The sequence below is a fragment of the Streptantibioticus rubrisoli genome (genome assembly GCF_024436055.1).
Lineage (GTDB): Bacteria > Actinomycetota > Actinomycetes > Streptomycetales > Streptomycetaceae > Streptantibioticus_A > Streptantibioticus_A rubrisoli.
Map to the genome: position 1 here is coordinate 82,227 of NZ_JANFNH010000003.1, position 19,454 is coordinate 101,680.

Annotated in this window: 16 protein-coding genes and 1 pseudogene; 4 read left to right on the forward strand and 13 right to left on the reverse strand. The window is 71.2% G+C overall.

Annotated features, from left to right (window positions below; genetic code table 11):
- Positions 1–20 precede the first annotated feature (20 nt).
- Complete coding sequence (locus NON19_RS05305) at positions 21–1,355, forward strand: alpha/beta hydrolase family protein (RefSeq protein ID WP_255925440.1); 1,335 nt, start codon at positions 21–23, stop codon at positions 1,353–1,355.
- 202 nt (positions 1,356–1,557) lie between these two features.
- Here NON19_RS05305 and NON19_RS05310 read toward each other — a convergent pair.
- Positions 1,558–2,734 (reverse strand): annotated as a pseudogene (locus NON19_RS05310) (3-dehydroquinate synthase II family protein).
- Positions 2,731–3,555: a 2-amino-3,7-dideoxy-D-threo-hept-6-ulosonate synthase gene (locus NON19_RS05315; RefSeq protein WP_255925442.1), complete on the reverse strand. Its 825-nt coding sequence runs from the start codon at positions 3,553–3,555 to the stop codon at positions 2,731–2,733. The pseudogene NON19_RS05310 and the gene NON19_RS05315 overlap by 4 nt, the downstream one beginning before the upstream one ends.
- 174 nt (positions 3,556–3,729) lie before the next feature.
- Here NON19_RS05315 and NON19_RS05320 point away from each other — a divergent pair, with 174 nt between their 5' ends.
- Positions 3,730–5,070, forward strand: a complete 1,341-nt coding sequence (locus NON19_RS05320) for an aspartate kinase (RefSeq protein ID WP_255925443.1) — start codon at positions 3,730–3,732, stop codon at positions 5,068–5,070.
- Between the two features lie 285 nt (positions 5,071–5,355).
- Here NON19_RS05320 and NON19_RS05325 read toward each other — a convergent pair whose 3' ends face one another.
- Positions 5,356–6,504, reverse strand: a complete 1,149-nt coding sequence (locus NON19_RS05325; protein ID WP_308213652.1) for a tyrosinase family protein — start codon at positions 6,502–6,504, stop codon at positions 5,356–5,358.
- 31 nt (positions 6,505–6,535) lie between these two features.
- A complete protein-coding gene (locus NON19_RS05330) occupies positions 6,536–6,883 on the reverse strand; it encodes a tyrosinase family oxidase copper chaperone (protein WP_255925444.1) in 348 nt (115 codons plus the stop codon).
- 223 nt (positions 6,884–7,106) lie between these two features.
- Between NON19_RS05330 and NON19_RS05335 the strand changes: the two genes are divergently transcribed.
- Together NON19_RS05335 and NON19_RS33310 are read left to right on the forward strand one after the other, a co-directional pair.
- Positions 7,107–7,637, forward strand: a complete 531-nt coding sequence (locus NON19_RS05335) for a copper resistance CopC family protein (RefSeq protein ID WP_255925445.1) — start codon at positions 7,107–7,109, stop codon at positions 7,635–7,637.
- Positions 7,634–9,157, forward strand: coding sequence for a CopD family protein (locus NON19_RS33310; RefSeq protein ID WP_255925446.1), 1,524 nt, complete (start codon positions 7,634–7,636; stop codon positions 9,155–9,157). Before NON19_RS05335 ends, NON19_RS33310 begins: the two co-directional genes overlap by 4 nt.
- Before the next feature lie 90 nt (positions 9,158–9,247).
- Here the strand turns inward: NON19_RS33310 and NON19_RS05345 are convergent, their stop codons facing one another.
- The 9 genes from NON19_RS05345 to NON19_RS05385 all read right to left on the reverse strand — a co-directional run bounded on the left by NON19_RS05345 (position 9,248) and on the right by NON19_RS05385 (position 19,161).
- Positions 9,248–10,150 (reverse strand): LysR family transcriptional regulator, encoded by a 903-nt coding sequence (locus NON19_RS05345; RefSeq protein ID WP_255925447.1) that lies wholly within the window; start codon positions 10,148–10,150, stop codon positions 9,248–9,250.
- Between the two features lie 42 nt (positions 10,151–10,192).
- Positions 10,193–11,659 carry an FAD/NAD(P)-binding protein gene (locus NON19_RS05350; RefSeq protein ID WP_255925448.1) on the reverse strand — a complete coding sequence of 489 codons (1,467 nt, stop codon included), beginning with the start codon at positions 11,657–11,659 and terminating at the stop codon, positions 10,193–10,195.
- 117 nt (positions 11,660–11,776) lie between these two features.
- A complete protein-coding gene (locus NON19_RS05355) occupies positions 11,777–12,793 on the reverse strand; it encodes an AfsR/SARP family transcriptional regulator (RefSeq protein ID WP_255925449.1) in 1,017 nt (338 codons plus the stop codon).
- 232 nt (positions 12,794–13,025) lie between these two features.
- Positions 13,026–14,294, reverse strand: a complete 1,269-nt coding sequence (locus NON19_RS05360; RefSeq protein ID WP_255925450.1) for a dihydrolipoamide acetyltransferase family protein — start codon at positions 14,292–14,294, stop codon at positions 13,026–13,028.
- A gap of 9 nt (positions 14,295–14,303) precedes the next feature.
- Complete coding sequence (locus NON19_RS05365; protein ID WP_255925451.1) at positions 14,304–15,299, reverse strand: alpha-ketoacid dehydrogenase subunit beta; 996 nt, start codon at positions 15,297–15,299, stop codon at positions 14,304–14,306.
- Positions 15,290–16,426: a pyruvate dehydrogenase (acetyl-transferring) E1 component subunit alpha gene (gene pdhA, locus NON19_RS05370; RefSeq protein ID WP_255925452.1), complete on the reverse strand. Its 1,137-nt coding sequence runs from the start codon at positions 16,424–16,426 to the stop codon at positions 15,290–15,292. Before pdhA ends, NON19_RS05365 begins: the two co-directional genes overlap by 10 nt.
- Positions 16,427–16,742: 316 nt before the next feature.
- Positions 16,743–16,958, reverse strand: a complete 216-nt coding sequence (locus NON19_RS05375) for a hypothetical protein (protein ID WP_255925453.1) — start codon at positions 16,956–16,958, stop codon at positions 16,743–16,745.
- A complete protein-coding gene (locus tag NON19_RS05380; protein ID WP_255925454.1) occupies positions 16,955–17,587 on the reverse strand; it encodes an RNA polymerase sigma factor in 633 nt (210 codons plus the stop codon). Before NON19_RS05380 ends, NON19_RS05375 begins: the two co-directional genes overlap by 4 nt.
- 32 nt (positions 17,588–17,619) lie before the next feature.
- Positions 17,620–19,161 (reverse strand): sodium:solute symporter family protein, encoded by a 1,542-nt coding sequence (locus NON19_RS05385; protein ID WP_255925455.1) that lies wholly within the window; start codon positions 19,159–19,161, stop codon positions 17,620–17,622.
- Between the last annotated feature and the right edge of the window lie 293 nt (positions 19,162–19,454).

Genomic DNA, 19,454 nt, shown 5'->3' on the forward strand with positions numbered 1-19,454 from the left:
ACCACCAAGGGGGTTTCTCCATGTCGCTACACCGCCGTCCGCGCCGCCGCGGCAGCGTGCTCTCCAGAGCCGTGGGCACGGCAGGAGCGCTGGCCGTCGTCCTGGGCGCGGGGATAGCGCCCGCGTCGGCCGCCGCGAAGGCGCCCGGCAAGACCACGCCCACCGCCACGGGGGTCTCGCCCGACGAGGACGTGCCCTGGGCGCCCGTCCACGATGCGGCACCGCTGCCGCACGGGCGCGTCCACCCAGCCGTCACCGACGGCCGCAAGGATGCCGCGCTCCAGCTCAACCTCCCCGCGCCGACCGGGCGTTACCGGGTGGGGACGGTCAGCCTCCACCTCGTCGACAAGTCCCGTAGGGACCCGTACGCGCTCGGCGACCAGCCGCGCGAGGTGATGACGACGCTCTGGTACCCGGCCGCCGCCACCTCCGGGCACTACCAGGCGCCGTGGATGCCGTCGGTCTCCGGTGCCCACTTCCTCGCCTCCCAGGGACTGACGCCGCAGGAGGTGGCCCTGCCGACAACCGCTGGGCATGTCCTCGCCCCGGTCGACACCAAGCTCGGCAAGCTGCCCGTCCTGCTCTACTCCACCGGGCTGCACTCGGACCGCGCGATGGGTACCGCGCTCGCCGAGGACCTCGCCAGCCGTGGCTACCTCGTCGTCACCGTCGACCACACCCACGACGCCAACGAGGTGGAGTTCCCCGGCGGGCGGCTTGAGGTCGCGACCATGCCGCCCGACGCGGACTTCCTCGACGTGCGCGCCGCTGACATCCACTTCGTCATCAACCAGCTCGCCACGCTCGCCAAGGGCGGCAACCCGGACGTCGACCACGCCAGGCTGCCCGCCGGGCTGTCGCAGGCGGTGGACATGTCCCGCATCGGGATGTTCGGCTGGTCGCTGGGCGGCGGGGCGGTCGACACCGCCATGCAGCTCGACCACCGCATCGCCGCGGGCGCCGACCTGGACGGCCAGTTCTTCGGCTCGGCACCGCGCAAGGACCTGGACCGCCCCTTCATGCTCTTCAGCTCCGGCACCCACAACCGCAACGACGACGGGTCGTGGCGCACGCTGTGGTCGCACCTGACCGGGTACCGGGTCGACATCCAACTCCAGGGCTCGGCGCACCTGTCGTTCAGCGACAACGAGGCGTTGGCGCCGCAGGAGGCGGGCCTGCTCGGGATCTCGCAGGACCAGCTCCAGCAGGCGTACGGCACGATCGACCCGAACCGCGCGATCGAGATCCAGCGCGTCTACCTCGCCGCCTTCTTCGACCAGGAGCTGCTCCACAAGCACAGCACGCTCCTCAACGGTCCCAACAAGCAGTACTCCGAGATCAACTTCGTCCGTTGATCCCCGCACCGCGAAGGTGCCGCCCCCGGCGTCCCGATCCGCTTCCGGGCGTGACGATGGCCCCGGCGGCCGGTTGCCCACCGGCCGACCCGGGCCCTCCCACACCAGCCGCTCACGGCGCGCGCATGGGTACCGCGCCGTGCGGTGCGCGGTACCCATGCGGGGGTGCGGGGGAATGCCGCCGTACCGGTGGCCGTGCGGTCTACTTCTCCAGGCAGAACTCGTTGATCGGGTAACCCACATGCCGGTCCGCGGTGGGCAGATAGCCCAGGACCTTGTCGCCAGGCTTGAGTTCGGTGCTGTTGAGCACCGCGCCGCCCGGGCCGAGGACCCGCACGTGCCAGTCGTCCTGCAGGATCAGGTTGACCTTCTGCCCGCCCGGCGCCACCGCGTCGATCGAGATCAGCGGACGCGACTCGATCTTCACCCGGCCCACGGTGACCACCCGGGTCTGGCCCTTGACGTCCACCGCCAGCAGCTTGCTGCCCGCCTTGAGCTCGCTGAGGTAGTTGGTCCGGCTGTTCTCGCCCGAGACCGTGTAGGAGTGGATCGCACCCGCGTTCACCCGGAACGGGCGGGTCGGCATGTAGGGCAGCGGGTGGGTCTCGCTGACACACAGGATCATGCCCTTGGAGTGCGAGCCGACGAGAATGCCCTCGTCCTCGCGGAAGTGCGAGCAGGTGTCGACGCAGGCCCGCTCTCCCATGCCGATGTGCTCGGTGCGGACCACCTCCAGCTCCACCAGGTTCAGCTCGCCCGGCTGGGCCTCGGCGGCCATCTTGAGCGCGGTCGCGTCGCCCACCGCGGTCGGGGCCATCATCACGCCCTCCGAGCCGTGCTCCAGCACGCCGAAGATGATCTCCGCCTCCTCCACGTCCTTGGCGACGGTGATGATGTTGCCGGTGGACTGCGCGGCGGCCGCGATGACGATCTCCAGCGGGATCTTGGTGGGGTCGCGGAAGAGCAGCAGGCTCCACTGCTCGGTCCGCGCCGACTCGCAGGCGTCCTCCAGCGTTTCCGCGTCGATGATCTCGACGAAGCGGCCGAACTCGATGGTCGGGTGCGCCTTGGCGAGTTCGGCGCGGTTGCCCTGGCCGGGGCTCAGGATGACCACGTCCGCGGGGGCCAGTTCCGCGGGCAACTCCTTGCCCTGCGGCAGGAAGACCTTCTTCACGGTGGGCGGAAGGCCCTTGAGGTCCGCGAGGTTGGACGCGACGATCCCGTCGACGCGCTGGTGCACGGCCTCCTCGATGATTGCCTTCTTCGCGCTCTTGGCGGCGCGGATGTCCAGCCAGGACAGCTTCACGGATGACTCCTTGTGATGAGGGTGCGGTGGAGCGGAGTGAGCGGGGTGGGGTGCGAACGGGCCGAGGGCTCAGTTGAGTGCGGCGACTTCGGCCGCGAGCACCCCGGCCGGGGCGAGAGCCACCTCCTGGTGGATCACGGCTGCCACCCGGCGGGCCATGGCGCCGGGGTCGGGCGCCTGGAAGACGTTGCGGCCCATGGCGACGCCGACCGCGCCGCCGCGCAGCGCGTCCTGGACGTAGGCCACGACCGCGTCGCCCGCCTCCCGGCGCGGTCCGCCGACCACCACCAGGGGGACCGGACAGGACCGGGAGACGTCGGTCATCGCGGCCACCGAACCCACGTAGGGGACCTTGACCAGGTCCGCCCCGAGGTCCGCGGCGAGTTGGGCGGCGTGTGCCACCAGGCCGGGGTCCTGCGGATTGGTGATCTTCGGGCCGCGCGGGTACATCATCGCCAGCAACGGCATGTTCCACCGGTCGCAGGCGTCGGCGACCCGCGCCAGATCGCCGACCTGTTGCGCTTCCGCGTCCGAGCCGACGTTGACGTGGACGCTCACCGCGTCGGCGCCCAGCCGCAGCGCCTCCTCGACCGTCGCCACCAGGTACTTGGCGTTGGGATCGGGGGCGTGCACGGTGCTCGCGCTGAGGTGGACGATCAGTGAGGTGTGGTCGAACCACGCGGAGTCGATGTAGCGGAGCACTCCTTTGTGGACGACCACCGCGTCGACGTTGCTGGCGGCCAGTGTGCCGACGAGCCGGTCGAGCTCCTTTCGTCCGGCGATCGGGCCGTCCGTCACGGAATGGTCGAGCGGGACGATGAACAGCCGTTCCGGGTCGTGGTGATGGAGTCGCCGCAGGCGTATCCGGCGGGCAAACGAATCGTGGGACGGCACTTTCCCTCCTTTCGGTCCGGGTTCTCGGCAATCAGGCTGCCGGTATCCGGTTATCACCCGCGTTTCACCTCGGTATCATTCGGAGAACCCAAGTCGCGGAAATTCCTTGGCGATTCCGGTAAACGTTTCCGGTGGGCACGGCAACCCCCGTACGTGACAACGCCTCAGTTCACGATGCCCGATATCCGTTCCATCCCCGCGGCCACCGTCCCGCCCGCCCGGCGCGGCTCACTGGTCGTGCAGAAGTACGGCGGCTCGTCCGTGGCCGATGCCGAAGGCATCATGCGGGTGGCCCGCCGCGTCGTGGCGACCCGGCGCGCGGGGGACGAGGTGGTGGTCGTGGTCTCCGCGATGGGCGACACCACCGACGAGCTGGTGGAGCTGGCCGCGCAGGTCTCACCCGACCCAGGTGGGCGCGAGTTCGACATGTTGCTCAGCGCGGGAGAACGGATCTCCATGGCCCTGCTGGCCATGGCGATCACGGCACTCGGCCATGAGGCCCGGTCGTTCACCGGCCGCCAGGCGGGAGTCATCACGGAGCCGGTGCACAACGGAGCCCGTATCGTCGAGATGGCACCCGACCGGATCCTCGCCGCCCTCGACGCGGGCAGCGTCCCGATCGTGGCCGGATTCCAGGGCGTCGCGCGGGAGACCGACACCGTCACCACCTTGGGCCGGGGTGGCTCGGACACCACGGCGGTGGCCCTGGCCGCCGCGCTCGGCGCCCGGGTCTGCGAGATCTACACCGATGTGGACGGTGTCTTCACCGCCGACCCGCGGGTGGCAGGCAAGGCTCGGAAGATCGACGAGATCAGTGCCGTAGACATGCTGGAGCTGGCCTCTGCCGGCTCCAGGGTGCTGCTGGCGCGCTGTGTGGAGTACGCGCGCCGCCACCGCGTGCCCCTCCACGTCCGCTCGTCCTTCTCGGGACGCGACGGCACCTGGGTCCGTGACCGCCAACGATCGCCCGAACCCTCGGAACCACGGGAACCACGAGAAGGAGAAACGGAAGAGATGGAAGACGCGATCATCTCCGGTGTGGCCCACGACACTTCGGTGGCCCGGATCACCGTGCTCGACGTCCCCGAAGGGGCAGGCAACGCGATGCGGATCCTGCGGGCCGTCGCCGATGCCGGAATCCACCTCGACCTGTGGGCGCGCCACACCTCGACGCTCTCGTTCACCGTCCCCGAGGCGCACGGCAGGGCAGCCGTTGCCGCGCTGCGGCGGATGCGGGACGACATCGGGTTCCGCGACGTGCGCCATGACACCGCGGTCGGCAAGGTCTCCCTGGTGGGCGCGGGGATAGCAGCCGATCCCCGGGTGACGGCCCTGTTCTTCGAGGCCCTGGACACCGCGGGGGCCGAGGTGTTCATGGCGTCCACCGCCCAGGTCCGGATCACCGCGCTCACCCGCGAGGATGACATCGCCAAGGCGGTCCTCGCGCTGCACACCGCCTTCGGACTCGACAGCGACAGCGGCGAAGCCGTCGTCTATGCGGGCTCCGGCCGCTGATCAACCACGAGGCAGCCCCGGCCAGTTGGTGCCGACACCCCTCGGCACCGCCGGGCATCTCGGGCGCGGCGTCGGTCCTCACCCGCCCACCGGGCAGGCGGGACCGACGTTCGCGGGCGAGCACGGCTGCGGGGTTGACCGCGGCAGCGGCTGATCAGCGCTTCGTCGAAGATCCCGATCCGCTTCGAACGACGACGTCCCGCTGCCCGAAAGGCAGCGGGACGCCCGGGGCGACCGGCGTTCACCTGGCCACCGGCAGCCCTGACACCTCAGTGGTGAAGCGGCTCAGGAGTCGTAGGTGTAGAAGGCGGTGTGGTCCACCACGTCCGCCGGGGTCATCGTCCGCCAGGGCTCCATCGGGGTGTGCAACCCCGGTACCTCGTCGGTCTCCTCGACCGGAAGGTAGTGCGGAACGTGCGGGTGGCGCTGCTGCCACACCGCCCAGCATCGGTCGATGAAGCAGTGGTGGAGGAAGAACAGCGGGTCGTTGGGGGAGGCGATGTATCCCATGTGGCCGCCGGACCAACGATGACCGCGGCTGTGCAGCTTGGCGGTCCTCGGCTCCCACGGGAAGGTGACATAACCCTCCAGATGGTTGCGGAAGCTGTGGAACGGGGCCTCGCCGCCCGCCAGATGGTTGAACGGCTCCGAGTCGTACACCTTCAACGCCAGGGTGTCCTCCAACTCACGGGCGGTGGGCAGCCGGTCGATGTTGGCGCCCAGGTCCCGGGTGAGGAAGCGGCGGTCGTCCACCGAGTAGTGCCCGTTGAGGGCGGGAACGCCCTGCGGTACCACACTGGTGTTGATCCGCCAGCCGTTGGCGTGGGCGAACGGCCCGGTGACCACCATGCGGTCGCCCTTGCGGCCGTTGCCGCCCATGAAGTCGTCCGCCCACAGCGGTGAGTCGAGGGCCTGGTCGGTGGTCCAGTCCCAGTACGGCACGGACACGGTGGGATCGACGCTCTGCAACTCCCGCTCGAACTCCAGCAGGAACTGACGGTGCCACGGCAGGAACCCAGGGCTGATGTGGCCGATCCGGACCCCCGACTCCTTGTTGCGGAAGTCGGTGGCGTTCATCGCCACATGGAGCGCCACCAACTCGTCGTAGCTGCCCCGCCGTTTGATCTCCAGCACCGCCTGGATGAAGCGGCGGCGCTCCTGCGCGGTCATCGCGAGATGGTTCTTGCGCACCGAACCGGCCGGTTCGCGCCGCCGTGGCGCCGTGGCGGCGCCGTCGTCGTTCGACGACCGGCGGGACCGCCACAACTCATGGGCGCTGATCAGGGCTTCGCCCGCCACCGCGGCCCCGGGGATCCGCGCCAGCCGCGCCAGCCTGGCCGCCCGGCCGCCCCGGGGCAGCGGCACGGGCTCCCCGGGCAGCGGCGGGGTCTGCGGTAGGGGGTCCAGATCGTGCTTCTTGCGTGCGGATCCCATCCTGCTCCTCCAGTGCGGTCCAGGGCGGTCGTCAGGTGTGCGCGGAATGGCCGAGGGGGATGAGATTCGCCCCGCGCAGCTCCTCAACCGCCTTGCGGGCCGCGGCCAGCGGGGTCGGGCAGAACTCGTAGTGGCACATGGCGCTCAGATAGCGCCCTTCGTCCAGACGCATCAGGTGCAACTGCCGCCCGTCGATATAGACCTCGGGGAGTTCCCCGGCGCGGACGATCTGGATCCTGCGTCCCCGGTACTCCTCCACGTACTCGTCCCGGTCGGCGCCGCCGAAGCCGAACTCCTCGCCCGCCGCGACACCGACCGCGCTGAGCGCCGCGGCGGCGGTCGAGCCGATAGCGAGCTTCACGGCATCGCGTCGCTTCATCGACAGCCTCCCTTGTCTCGTCAGCGGGCCGAGCGGCACGCACCCGCGGCGATCACCTTGCCGCCCGCCGGATATCAACGCCGTATCCGTGCCGTATCGCGGTGTCGTCGGCACCGAACGGCATGGATACGGCGGCGATACGGCCGTTGCCTAGCCTCGGCCGGGGGCCGCGGGAAGCCCCGCTCGCCAAAGAAGGACGAGGGCTGTGGAAAGGGGACACACCATGGACGCCCGCCGATACCGATGGCCCGCCGCGATCGCGGCGGCCGCGGTCGCGTCGATGCTCTCCAGCACCCCGGCCTCGGCCCACACCGCGCTGCTGGGCAGCGTCCCCGCCGCTGGCGCGACCGTGGCACCGCCCACCGCTGTCACCCTCGTCTTCGATGAGAGCCTTGACCCGGCGCTGGTCCAGGTGAGCCTCCTTGACGAACGATCGGACCGGTGCCAGGCCGGCAGGCCACGGGTGCGCGGGGGCACGGTGACCCAGGCGGTCGGCCCCGGCCTGCCAGCGGGGGCGTACCGGATCGACTACCGGGTGGTCTCCGACGACGGGCATGTGGTCCACTCGGCGATCCCCTTCACCGTGGCCGCGAGCGCCCACGGCACGGCCGCGCCCTCCCGGAGTTGCGGACGGCCCACCGCGCGGCGGGAGTCGCACGCGGCAGCCGGTCTGCCCGGTGTGCTGGGGGCGGCCGCCGTCGTGGTGGTCGGCGGCCTCGCGTGGGGGACGGCGCGGCGGGTGCGGCGGCGGTGAGCCGGTCCCGCCGCCGCGCGCTGACCGCGCTGTCCGGCGGGCTCGCCGTGGCGGTGCTGGCTGCCGCCGGGCTCCCGGGTAGCACCGGCGCACGGTTGTCGGTGGGCGCGACGCTGTGCGCGCAGCTCTCCGGCGCCACCGCGTTCGGCGGACTGCTGCTGACGGCGGTGCTGCTCCCCGCCGATGTTGCGGCGGTGGGGTGGCGGATCGGGGTGCGTACGGCCTCGCGAGCGGCCGTTGTGTGGGCCGCGTCGAGCGCGCTGGTCCTGGTGGGCACCGCCGCGGAACTGCTGGGCGTGGCCTGGTGGCGGGCCGTGCCACTCGCCCTGTCCACCGGCACGCTGTCATCCCAGCCGCGCACCCAGGCGGTGCTGCTGGAGGCCGTGACCGCCTGCCTGGTGGCGGTCCTCGCGCCGCGCTGTGCCCGGCGAGGCGCCACCGCCCTGTGCGCACCGGTCCTGATCGTGCTCGCGGCACCCGCGCTCGCCGGGCACGCCAACACCACCACACGGCCCCTGGTCTCCCAACTCCTGCTGACGGCCCACCTGTTCGCGGTGGTGCCGTGGGTCGGCGGCCTGCTGGCCCTGCTCGGGTACGGCATGCGCGGCGGTCCGGACCTTGCCGGTGCTGCCCGGCGCTTCGGGCAGCTCGCCGCGTGGTGTTACCTGGCCGCGGGAGTCGGCGGAGCGCTGGCCGCGCTCTGCTGGATCAGCTCCAGCGGGCAGCTGGCCACGACCTGGTACGGGCGGCTACTCCTGGTCAAGGGAGCGCTGTTCGTGGCGCTCGGCTGGTGCGGTCACCACCATCGGCGGCGCACCCTGCCCCTGCTGGAGCGCCGTGCGCCCCTCGGCTTCCTGCGCTGGGCGGCGACGGAGGTGGGGCTGATGGCCGTCGCGCTGGCGGCGGCCGATGTGCTCGCCCGTACGGCGCCGCCTGCCGCGGCCGCGACGGGAACGGTGCCGCCGCCGATGACGGTGGGCCAACTGGCCAGCCGCTGGCACCTGGACGCTCCGGCCGCGCTGATCTGCGCCTGCCTGGTCGCGCTGGCGGTCCGCGCCGGACACGGATCCCTCGGGCGTGCCTGCTGCTGGTACGGAGGAACGGCCCTGGTGGCGCTGGCTACCATGAGCGGGATCGCCGAGTACGCGCCGCTGGACCCGCGTGCCCGGGCGCTACAGACCGTTGTGCTGTGCTGCGTCGCCCCGTCGCTGCTCCTGCTGGGGTGTCCCGGGCGGCTGCTGGGATGGGCCGGGCGGCTGCCCCGGTGGCTGTGGTCTCCCGCCCTCGTCACCGGGGGCTGGTTCGCCGTGCTGCGGCTGCGGAGCCTCACCACGCCGCACGGCCAACTGGCGGTCACGCCACTGGAGTTGTCGGTCATGACGACGGTGTCGCTGCCGATCGGCTTGTGGTGGGCCGCGAGTTGGCGGTTCACGGCCGCCCGAGGGCGGCTGGCGGCCGCCATGGGCACGGCGCCGATGGTGTGCTTCTGGGCCACCGCGGTGTGGCAGCAGGTGCGTTAAGCCCTTCCGTCGGATCTCCATATCGCAGCCCGCGGCTGACGGCTGGTTCGGTGCCGCCGCACTCCGCCGACGGCGGATGACCGGCTCCGCTCAGTCGGTGGGCCACTCCTCCTCCTGCAGGCAGCACCGCACGAAGGCCGCGACCGCCGGAGAGCGGGAGCCCTGCGGCCAGGCCACGTAGATCCGGCTCGGACTGATGTCGCTCACCGGTACGTGCACCAGGTCGGCGCGCCGGTGCTGCGCGGCCGTGGACTCGGACAGGAAGGCGACGCCCTGTCCGAGCGCCACCATCTCCAGCAGCTCCATCAGGTTGTTGACCTCCGGCCCCGGCGGCAGCGGGTGCTCGGGCGGCAGGTGGTCCACGGCCGCCCGGTACGCGGCCTCCCGGTGCCCTTCCGACCGCCAGCGGGGAACCGGCTCTCCCGCCAGGTCCTGACGGCACAGCAGCTTCGCGGCAATTAGCCGGTGCGTGTGCGGGAGTACAGCCACCCGTGGTTCGGTCGCGACCACCTCGAAGTCGAGTCCCTGCGGATCGAACGGGTCGCGCAGCAGGGCGACATCCGCGCGCCCCTCGCGCAGCATCGCGGTCGGCGCGCCCCAACCGCCCAGTGCCACCTCGGCCGAAGGCCAGACACCGGAGCTGTGGTACTGGTCGACCAGCCGTTGCAGCAGGCCGCCGTGACCGGAGGGCTGGGCGGCGATCACCAGCCGAGGTTCGACCCGGCCCGCCCGTACCGTGCGCTGCACCGCGGCGTCCGCGGCGGTGAGCACCAGCCGCGCCTGTTCCAGGAGCACGGCCCCGGCCGCCGTCAACTCCGTGCCGTGGCTGCTGCGGTCCAGCAGCCGGACGCCCAGCCGCCGCTCCATCGCCCGGATCGTCCGGGAGAGCGGCGGCTGGGCGATGCCGAGCCGTTCGGCGGCGCGGGTGAAGTTCAACTCCTCAGCAACCGCGCGGAAATACCGCAGCTCACGCAGCTCGACCCCGTCAGACATGCTCGCAGTCTACGGTCGGTGGATCAGCGCTCGGACGGTCGGTCACGAGGCCATCACCGCCGCGGCGATGCCCGCCGTCTGGGCGACCAGACCGGCGATGCTGGAGGTGATGAACAAGTTGGCGCCCGCGATGTCGCCGAGGGCGTACAGCCGGTGGTCGGGGCGGCCGCCGACGACGAGACGGCCGGTACCCGGCTCGGTGTGCAGACCGCCGTCCTGATGGAACTCCGCGGCGCCCGCACCGACCAGCGACCGCAGCACCGCGGTGGCCGACTCCGGCGCGGCGTAGGGCGGTGAGTTGACCGCGTTGACCACCACGTCGGCGCCGAACTCCATGTCGCCGACGTCGACGCTGAACCCGCGGTCCGCCCGCGGCACGATCCTTCGCACCCCCTGCACCAGCTCCAACCGCCCGCGGTCGCAAAGCCCAAGCAGGACCGAGGCGTTGACCGGCACCATGGGGGAGCAGAGGCTGGACACGGTCCGGAAGTGCACCTCCTGCAGCTCCTTGCGGTCCCGTTCGGCGAGCAGTCGCAGCGCCAGCGGTCCGAGTGCGCGGATCAGCCGCACCAGCACCCGGCGGGCCCGCTGCTCGGAGTCGACCTCGGCCAACTGGCGGCGCAGCCGGTCCACCGGCGGCTCGGTTTCGGTGGCGGCGATCTCGGCGGCCAGCGGCTGGAGTTCCTCACCGAGTCCGGCCAACTCGGCGCGGAACAACGGCATCAGGTGGTCCAGGCCCAGCGGTCCGCGCTCCTCGGCGAGCGCCAGCAGCCGGTCCCGCGTCAAGTGGCGTGGCTGGAAAGGGAATCCGCGCTGCTGGACGAAGGGAAGCACACCGCGCCGGGAGAGCAGCCGGACGCGCCCGCGGTGCCCGCGGGCGGCCAGGGCGACGACCACGTCGACCGCGGTCAGACCGCTGCCGATGACCGCGACATCGTCATCGGCGCCGACCGAGCGCACCGTCTCGGCCAGCGGGTACGGGTCGAGGACGAACCCCGGCGCCTCGGTGAGGCCGTACAGGTCGCGGGGGCTGCCGGAACCCACGCACAGGGCGGCGCGGTCGACCTGGTACTCGTCGCCGTCGGCGGTACGCAGCTGTAGCCGACCGGCGGGGGTCACCTCGGTGACCCGAGCGCGCACCAACTCGACCACGCAGCCCCGGCTCCGCAGCGTCGCCAGCGCCGCTTCCGCCGTCTCCGCCAGGTATTCGCCGTAGACCCAGCGCGGCGGCAGGGGGCGGCCGAGGAGTTCGTCGAGGTACCGGTCCCCGCCGTGCGGGCCGGATTCCAGCCACTTCGCGAAGTGGGTGTCGTCGCCGTGCCGGGCGGACATCTGCTGCGGCGGCAGGTTCACCCTGACCTCGTCCAGGTCCTTCTGGTAGGGCCGTCCGCGCCAGCGGTACGGGCCGGGGTCGAGCACGAGCAGCCGGTCGGGGGCGGTCCGCTGCCTGGACAGGGTGTCCAGCAGGCATGCCGCCGCGGCACCGGCACCGACGATTGCGAGTTCCATGGGTTCTCCGTATCGGTATCGGCTTATCGGTATCGCCGGAGGGAAGATGGAGGCTGCCGCGCGGCAGCCGGATGGTGCGGCGGGCGTCAACGCGCGGCCCGCGGGGCGCCGCGTCGTTCAGGAGGCGTCAGCGTGCCGCCCGCACGCGGCGGCGGTGCGACCGCGGGGGTCGGTGGTCCGGTGGACGTCGGCGGAGACATCGAGGATTCGCCGGTAGGCCGCGCTCTCCGCCCGCAGCATGGCGTTCTCCCGCTCCAACTGCTGCAGCCGGGCGCCGTATCGGTCCCACGACGGCCGCCGGGTCATAAGCGGCTTGGAGCGCTGCGCGGGCACCGTCTCGGCCGGGTGCCGCGGTGGCCGGGGCGCGTCCGGCGCCGCGGCCAGTGCCGAGTCCTGGGCGAGGATCGAGTCCTGTAGGCCGCGCAGCGCGGTACCGGGTTCGATGCCGAGTTCGCGGTCCAGTCGGCGGCGCAGCCCCTGGTACGCGTCGAGTGCCTCCGCCTGGCGGCCCGAGCGGTAGAGCGCGAGCATCAGTTGGGCGGTGAGGTGCTCGCGGAACGGGTGGGCGGCCACCTGCGTGAACAGCTCCCCGATGATCGCCCGGTGCCGACCGCGCCCCAACTCCAGGTCGAAGTACTCCTCAAGCGCGGTGAGGCGCTCCTCGTTGACGCGGGCCGCGGTCGCCTGCACCAGTGGGCTTTCCAGGTCACCGGCGGCGGGGCCGCGCCACAGCGCCAGGGCGGCGCGCACCAACCCGGCCGCCTCGTCGACCCGTCCGGCGCGGGCCTCGGCACGGCTGCGTGCCATCAGCCGCTCGAACCTGGCGAGGTCCGACCCGTCGTCGTCGATCCGCAACAGGTAGCCGGACGGACGGGTGCGGATCGCGTGGGCCATGCCCTTCCTGGCGAACAGGCGCCGCAGGCGCGACACGCAGATGCGCACCTGGGTCATGGCCGAGGAGGGCGGTGCGTCGTCCCACATCGCCTCCACCAGGCGCGGTACGGGGACCACCTCGTTCGCGTGGAGCACCAGCATGGTCAGCAGGGTCTGCTGCCGGGCGCCGGAGACGGCGAAGACCTCCCCGGCGAATTCGACTTCGAGTGAGCCCAGGATTCTGATCTGATTGCCCGCCATCAAAGGATTCCCCCAACTCCGCGACTTCGGACATCATCGCAATGCCTGGGAAGCTACCCGGCACAGCCCCTTAATGGCCATGTGATTCAGATCACGCGAAACGCGTGTAAACGGAAACGGAGGGCAGAGCAACTGGAGGGGTGCGATCGAATTTATTTGTGCGTGGGAAAAGGCCGGAATTCGCCCGGGCGGCGGGGTCGCGATATTCGCTGCCCGGGCGCTTCCGGGGCGGTCAGACCGCCAGCATCAGCGGGTTCTCCAACAACTCGGCCAGCGTGGAGAGGAAGGCCGCGCCCGTCGCCCCGTCGCAGACCCTGTGGTCGATGGAGAGGCAGAGCTCCACCGTGTTCCGCACCGCCAGTGCCCCGTCGCGGACCACGGCACGTTCCCTGAGCGCGCCGACCGCCAGGATCGCGGCCTGCGGGGGATTGACCACGGCGGCGAACTCGTCGACACCGTACATACCGAGATTGCTCACGGTGAACGTTCCGCCGCTCAACTGGTCGGCGCTCACCGTCCCCGCGCGGGCGGCTTCGGCGAGGGCGCGGCTGGCCGTCGCGACGCTGGAGACGCTCATCCGGTCCGCGTCATGGATGACGGGCACCAGCAGGCCCCGGTCGGTCGCCGCGGCGAACCCGATGTGCACGGCGTCGTGCCACCACAACCGGTCGTCGGCGTAGGAGGCGTTGACCTCGGGGTGGCGTCGCAGTGCCGTGGCGCAGGCCTTGATGACCAGGTCGTTGACGCTGACCTTGACCCCCGCCTGCCGCAGTGCGCAATTGGCGTCCGCGCGGAAGGCCAGCAGGGACTCGGCGTCGACGGAGCGCCGCAGATAGAAGTGGGGGGCCTGTTGTTTGCTCTGCACCAGCCGCGCCGCCGCGACCTTGCGCAGCCGCCCCAACTCCACCTCCCGCGGCCGGCGTACGTCCTGCGGGGCGGGCGCGGTCGGCGGCGTCGCGGCGGGCGGGGCCGACGGCACGGTCGGCTCGGCGGCCCGCGCGGCAGCGGCCGCCGTCTTGATCGCCCGCTCGATGTCGGCTCGGACGACCCGCCCACCGGGTCCGGTACCGGAGACGGCCGCGATGTCGAGCCCGTGTTCCCGAGCCAGTCGGCGGGCCAGCGGCGAACTGCGGATCCCAACCGGCACGGGCTCAGGCGCCGTCACAGGGGCGGGCGCGGGCTCGGGCGCCACAGCAGCGGGCTCGGGCGCGTCGGCAGCCGTGGCCGCGTCGGCCGTCGGCTCGCCTGAGGCGTCGTCACCGTCGTCCCCGGTACGCAGGATGCCGATCGGCGCGCCGATCGACACGGTGGCCCCCTCCTCGGCGAGGATCCTGACCAGGGTCCCGGCCTCGTAGGAGGTGTGCTCCATCAGCGCCTTGTCGGTCTCGATGTCCACCAGGACGTCACCGACGGCCACTTCGTCACCTGGCCGCTTGTGCCAGGTGGCGATCACGCCCTCCTCCATGGTGTCGGACAGACGCGGCATCAGAATCTCGGTCATGGCGGGCTCCTACGCGCCTACGCGCCGGGTGGCGCGCAGGGTCTGCTCGACGACGGTGGCCAGGTCGGTGACGTTGGGGAGGGCGGCGAGCTCAAGCGGCTTGGCGTACGGCAGCGGGACCTCGGCCATGGCCACCCGGCGCACCGGCGCGTCCAGGTGGTCGAAGGCGCCCTCCTGGATCGTCGCGGCGATCTCCGCACCGATGCCGTAGGTGAGCCAGTCGTCCTCGGCCACCACGGCACAGCCGGTGCGACGCACCGACTCCACCAGCGTCGCCCGGTCCAGCGGACGCAGGCTGCGCAGGTCGACCACCTCGATCTCCACACCCGACTCGGCGAACCGCTCGGCGACCTGCAGCGCCACCGAGACCATCCGGGAGTAGCCGATCAGGGTCAGGTCGCGCCCCGGACGGACCACGGCCGCCCGGCCGATCTCGGCGACCTCCGCGGTGTCCGGGACCTGGCCACGGGAGTTGTACAGCCCGAGGTTCTCCAGCAGCAGTACCGGATCGTCGTCCCGCACCGCGGCCCGGAGCATGGCCGCCGCCTCCGCCGGGGTGCTGGGGGCCAGCACCTTCAGACCCGGGACGAAGGAGTAGTACAGCTCGATGTTCTGCGAGTGCGTGGCCCCCAACTGCTGGCCGCCGCCGCCCGGCGTCCTGATGACCAGGGGCACGCTGGTCTGTCCGCCGAACATGCCGTAGATCTTGGCCGCGTGGTTGACGATCTGGTCGAGCGCGAGCAACGAGAAGTTGATCGTCATGATCTCCACGATGGGGCGCAGGCCCAACATGGCGGCGCCGATCGCGGCACCCACGAACCCCTCCTCGGCGATGGGAGTGTCCCGCACCCGGCGCGGACCGAACTCCTTCAGCAGCCCCTCGGTGATCTTGTAGGAGCCCTCGAAGGCCCCGATCTCCTCGCCGATCAGCAGGACGTCCGGGTCCCGCTGGAGCTCCTCGCGGAGCGTCTCGCGCAGCGCCTGGCGGTAGGTCATCACTGGCATGCCGGTGCCTCCACGTCGAAGAGGGCGTCGGCGGGCAGCCGACGGGACTCGTTCGCCACCGCGGTGGCATAGGTATGGTCGAACAGCGATGCCACCTGGGGGTGCGGGCTCTCCTCGGCGAACGCCGCGGCCCGGGTCACCTCCGCGGCGACGGCGGACTGCAGATCGGCGAGCGTGCGGTCGTCGAGCACTCCGGCCTCCCGCAGCCGGTGCTGGAAGCGCGGTAGCGGGTCCTCGCGCTGTGCCGCGTCGGCCTCCTGCGGGGTGCGGTACCGCGCCGGGTCCACCACCGAATGGCCGCGCAGCCGACTGCTCACCGCCTCCACGAGCGTCGGCCGCTGCTCCCGCCGGGCCACGCACAGCGCCTCCCGTACGGCGTCGCGCACCGCCAGCACATCGGTCCCGTCGACCCGCACACCGGCCATCCGGTACGCGGCGGCCCGCCGGTGCAGTTCGGGCTCGGCGCAGGACTGCTCGACCGAAGTGCCCATCCCCAGCTGGTTGTTGACGACCACGAACACCACGGGCAGGTCCCACAGCGAGGCCAGGTTGAGCGACTCGTGGAACGCCCCGATGTTGGTCGTGCCGTCGCCCATGTGGCAGACCACGGCCTCCGCGGATCCGCGGTAGGAGACGGCGAGCGCGGCGCCGACGGCGAGCGGCAGTTGCCCCCCGACGATGCCGTATCCGCCCATCAGCCGCGCCTGGGCGTCGAACATGTGCATGGAACCGCCCCACCCTTTGGAGACCCCGGTGGTGCGGCCGTAGAGCTCGGCCATCGCACGGCCCGGGTCGATGCCGCGGCCGAGGGCGTAGCCGTGCTCACGGTAGTTGGTGAAGAGGTAGTCGGTGGGCTCCATGGCCTGGGTGACACCGACGACGGTGGCCTCCTCACCGAGGTTGAGATGGCAGTAACCGCCGATCCTCGCCTGGGTGTACGCCTGGGCCGCGCGCTCCTCGAACCGACGGATGAGCAGCATCAGGCGCAGGTACTCCAGCAGTTGCTCCGGCTCCGTCCCGTCGATGGCCTTCGGCTTCCTGGAGCGGGGACGTCGTTTGCGGGGAAGGTCCGGGATCGGTCCGGGTTCGGCTTCGGCCGTTGTTCCGGGCACGGGGCTTTCGGCCATGGCTGTGCCTTTCGTGCGTACCTCAGCGCGGCGGTGGGGGCCTATGGGCGGTTTCCACCGGGGAGTTGAGGTGGTGAATGTCTCCTTGGACGGGCGCGCCGCACGCGCGAACCCTGACGACGACGGCGAAGCAGATGATGAAGGGGCGCGGCCAGGGCAGTGGCTCAAGCGCCGTGCGCGCTCGCTGGATCGGGACGATCCGCAGCGCGGTCACCGTCGTACGTGGTCCTCATTCTGGCACACGCGTGAAGGGCGTGGCCGGAAACGTGTCAAACGAAAGGGTTGGAACACACAGCCTTCGACGGACGACTCCCGGTCAGATGCCCTGACCACCACGGGAGAGCGCCCACAAACCAGCCAGGGTGACGGCGGCGACCATCAGGATCACCACCGCCGAGAGCACCACTCGGCGCCGCAACTCCCGCCACCGCCACCGTGCTTCGACCAACTGGAAGGCGTCGGGGGCGGGGCGGACAGTGTCGGCCAGTCCCGTCAGGGCGTCACGCAGTCGTACTTCCTCGTCCGTGCTCACGAGCTGTCACCTCTCAGGACGTTCTTCAGTGCTGCCATCCCCCGTGAGGTGTGCGACTTGACCGCACCGGCGGAGATTCCCATCGCCGTGGCGATCTCCGCCTCTTTGAGATCGAGCCAGTATCGCAGAACCAGTGCTTCCCGTTGCCGCACCGGTAACTTCTTCAGTGCCTTGACGACGGCTTGCTGGTCGTCCCGCAACAGCACCGAGTGTTCCGCCGACTGGACCTCGTCCGGCGGCTCCAGATGGCGCCGCATGATCTGGCGGCGGCGGATGCGCATCCGGGTCAGGTTCACCACGGTGGTCCGCAGGTAGCCTCCGGCCGCGTCCGGGGTGCGCAGTTTGGACCACCGCCGGTGGAGTTCACAGAACGCCTCCGCGACCATGTCCTCCGCGTCACCCTCGGCTCCGAGGAGCACGGCGAGCCGCAGAAGCCGTTCGTAGTGCTGCTCGAACAGGACGGCGAGCGCCGCTTCGCGCTCGTCGACACGCGGTAACCGACCGGGCTCCGACGACGCTCTGCCCCCGCGGACATCGGGGGTGGCCCGTTCGCCGGTGGCGACGCCGTACAGCATCCGGGGCGCGGCGTGCCCGGCCTGGTGGGCAGGTCGTGGAGCGAAGATTCCCATGCTGTGGTGCGCCCTTCGAAACGGAGTGGGTGTCAGGTGACGCGCATGAACCGGAAACGCTCCCGCCGTGGAACGACGGCCCCGCCCGCTATGGCGTCCGCGCCGCGGGGAACCCCCGCCCACCGCAGGATCGGGGTGAGCGACAGCGCGATGCCGACATTGACTATGAATCCCAGTAACGCCGTATACAAGGGGAGGCGAATCGTCCATATGTGGAGGACGATGATGGAGTGGAAGCCGTGCAAGTCGGAGGCCACGGTACCGACGCCCATCCCCGCGGCCCATCCGGCGAGCAGCGCCACGGGATGGAACCAGGCGGTGAACAACGAGGCGATCACCATCGGAAAGGTCTGCAGGATCCAGACCCCGCCGAGGAGGTGCATGTCCACCGCGGCCTGCGGCCGGACCAGCAGCGCGAAGGCCACGGCACCGACCTTGAGCGCCAGAGCGGTCCAACGCGCGACCTTGACCTCGTGTTTGGGGGTGGCGGCGGGGTTGATGAACTCGGTGTAGACGTTGCGCACGAACAGTTGGGACATGCCGATCGCCATCGCGGCGGCCGGAAGCAGGGCGCCCACCGCGAGCGACCCGAAGATCAGCCCGGCGAGCCAGTCCGGCGCCAACCGCCGTATCAGGAGCGGGACGGCCATCACGTCATTGAGCCGGGTGACGTGAATCCCCTCGGCGACGGCTGCCAGGCCCACCATCGCGAACAGCCCCAGCCACAGGGCCCACAACGGAAGGAAGACACTGGTCACACGGAGTGCACGGGAGTCCCTGGCGGCCAGCACCACCGTGAACACCTGTGGATACATCGGCAGCGCCAGAGCCGAACCGAGGGCGAGCGTCGCATACGCGCTGGCGTGCCGCGGGGACGGCACGAGACTGCCGCCGTGCCCGGCGAGTTGGACGGCGGCACCCTGGAACAGACGTGCGGCGCCGTGTTCCCTGGTGGCCACCAGGACCACGATGAGCAGCAGTGCCACACCGACGAAGACGACCTTGACCGGGGCCACCTTCGCGAGCGCCCGCAGGCCCGCCCGGTGCGAGCCGATCGACGAGAGCAGACACAGAGCCCCGAGGAACAGGATCTCAGCGGCACCCCGTCGGCCCAGGCCCGCGGCGGCCAGCAGCGCGCGCGACCCCACCATCTGCAACGCCAGATAGGGCATGGAGGCGAGCAGTCCGGTGGCCGCCGCCGCGGTGGCCAGAAGCGGCGAGCCGTACCGGGCGCGGACCAGATCGGCGCTGGTCACCAGCGAGTGACGAGCGGCCAAGGAGCGCAGCCGCGGCAGGATCGTCAGGGCCAGCGGCCCCAGCAGCGCCGTGTAGTCGATGGCGTAGCACGCCATGCCGCCTTCCGTGGAGGCCAGTCCGGGAATGGCGAGATAGGTGTACGCGGTGTAGACGACCCCCGTTAAGAGCAGGCACGTAGCCGAAGGCCCGAGCGAGCGGTCGGCGAGTGCCCAACTCGACGAGCTGGGCAATCCACCAGCGTCGCGCGGGTACCAGGCGGCGAACACCGCGACCGCGCAGGCCACGGCCACCGGCAGGGCGAACGACACAACTAACACTGGGGCAGACAGTGCTCAGCTCCATCGGCTTGGGGCCTCGGGGGTAGGTCCAGTCCTCTGCGCGCCCGGAAGTGGCGGCCAGCGGACCGTAAACCGCCGGTCCGTGGCATGCAACTGCCTTTGCGTAACGTCATATCCTCGGTCGTTGCGCGCCGTTTGGTGGTTTTGGGCTCATTGGGCAACCTGCCCTCAACACGGCTTCGGCGATACCTCTCGGGTATCGCACCAGACTCGGATGGTCTTTCCCTCCGGCACGGGCCTGGTGATGGGATCGAGGGGCACGGCGGCCGGGC

Excerpts from the sequence above, each read along its gene's own strand:
- NON19_RS05305 (WP_255925440.1), top strand. The coding sequence starts at position 21 with ATGTCGCTACACCGCCGTCCGCGCCGCCGCGGCAGCGTGCTCTCCAGA.
- NON19_RS05320 (WP_255925443.1), top strand. The coding sequence starts at position 3,730 with ATGCCCGATATCCGTTCCATCCCCGCGGCCACCGTCCCGCCCGCCCGG.
- NON19_RS05325 (WP_308213652.1), bottom strand. The coding sequence starts at position 6,504 with ATGGGATCCGCACGCAAGAAGCACGATCTGGACCCCCTACCGCAGACC.
- NON19_RS05330 (WP_255925444.1), bottom strand. The coding sequence starts at position 6,883 with ATGAAGCGACGCGATGCCGTGAAGCTCGCTATCGGCTCGACCGCCGCC.
- NON19_RS05335 (WP_255925445.1), top strand. The coding sequence starts at position 7,107 with ATGGACGCCCGCCGATACCGATGGCCCGCCGCGATCGCGGCGGCCGCG.
- NON19_RS05345 (WP_255925447.1), bottom strand. The coding sequence starts at position 10,150 with ATGTCTGACGGGGTCGAGCTGCGTGAGCTGCGGTATTTCCGCGCGGTT.
- NON19_RS05350 (WP_255925448.1), bottom strand. The coding sequence starts at position 11,659 with ATGGAACTCGCAATCGTCGGTGCCGGTGCCGCGGCGGCATGCCTGCTG.
- NON19_RS05355 (WP_255925449.1), bottom strand. The coding sequence starts at position 12,793 with ATGGCGGGCAATCAGATCAGAATCCTGGGCTCACTCGAAGTCGAATTC.
- NON19_RS05360 (WP_255925450.1), bottom strand. The coding sequence starts at position 14,294 with ATGACCGAGATTCTGATGCCGCGTCTGTCCGACACCATGGAGGAGGGC.
- NON19_RS05365 (WP_255925451.1), bottom strand. The coding sequence starts at position 15,299 with ATGCCAGTGATGACCTACCGCCAGGCGCTGCGCGAGACGCTCCGCGAG.
- pdhA (WP_255925452.1), bottom strand. The coding sequence starts at position 16,426 with ATGGCCGAAAGCCCCGTGCCCGGAACAACGGCCGAAGCCGAACCCGGA.
- NON19_RS05380 (WP_255925454.1), bottom strand. The coding sequence starts at position 17,587 with ATGGGAATCTTCGCTCCACGACCTGCCCACCAGGCCGGGCACGCCGCG.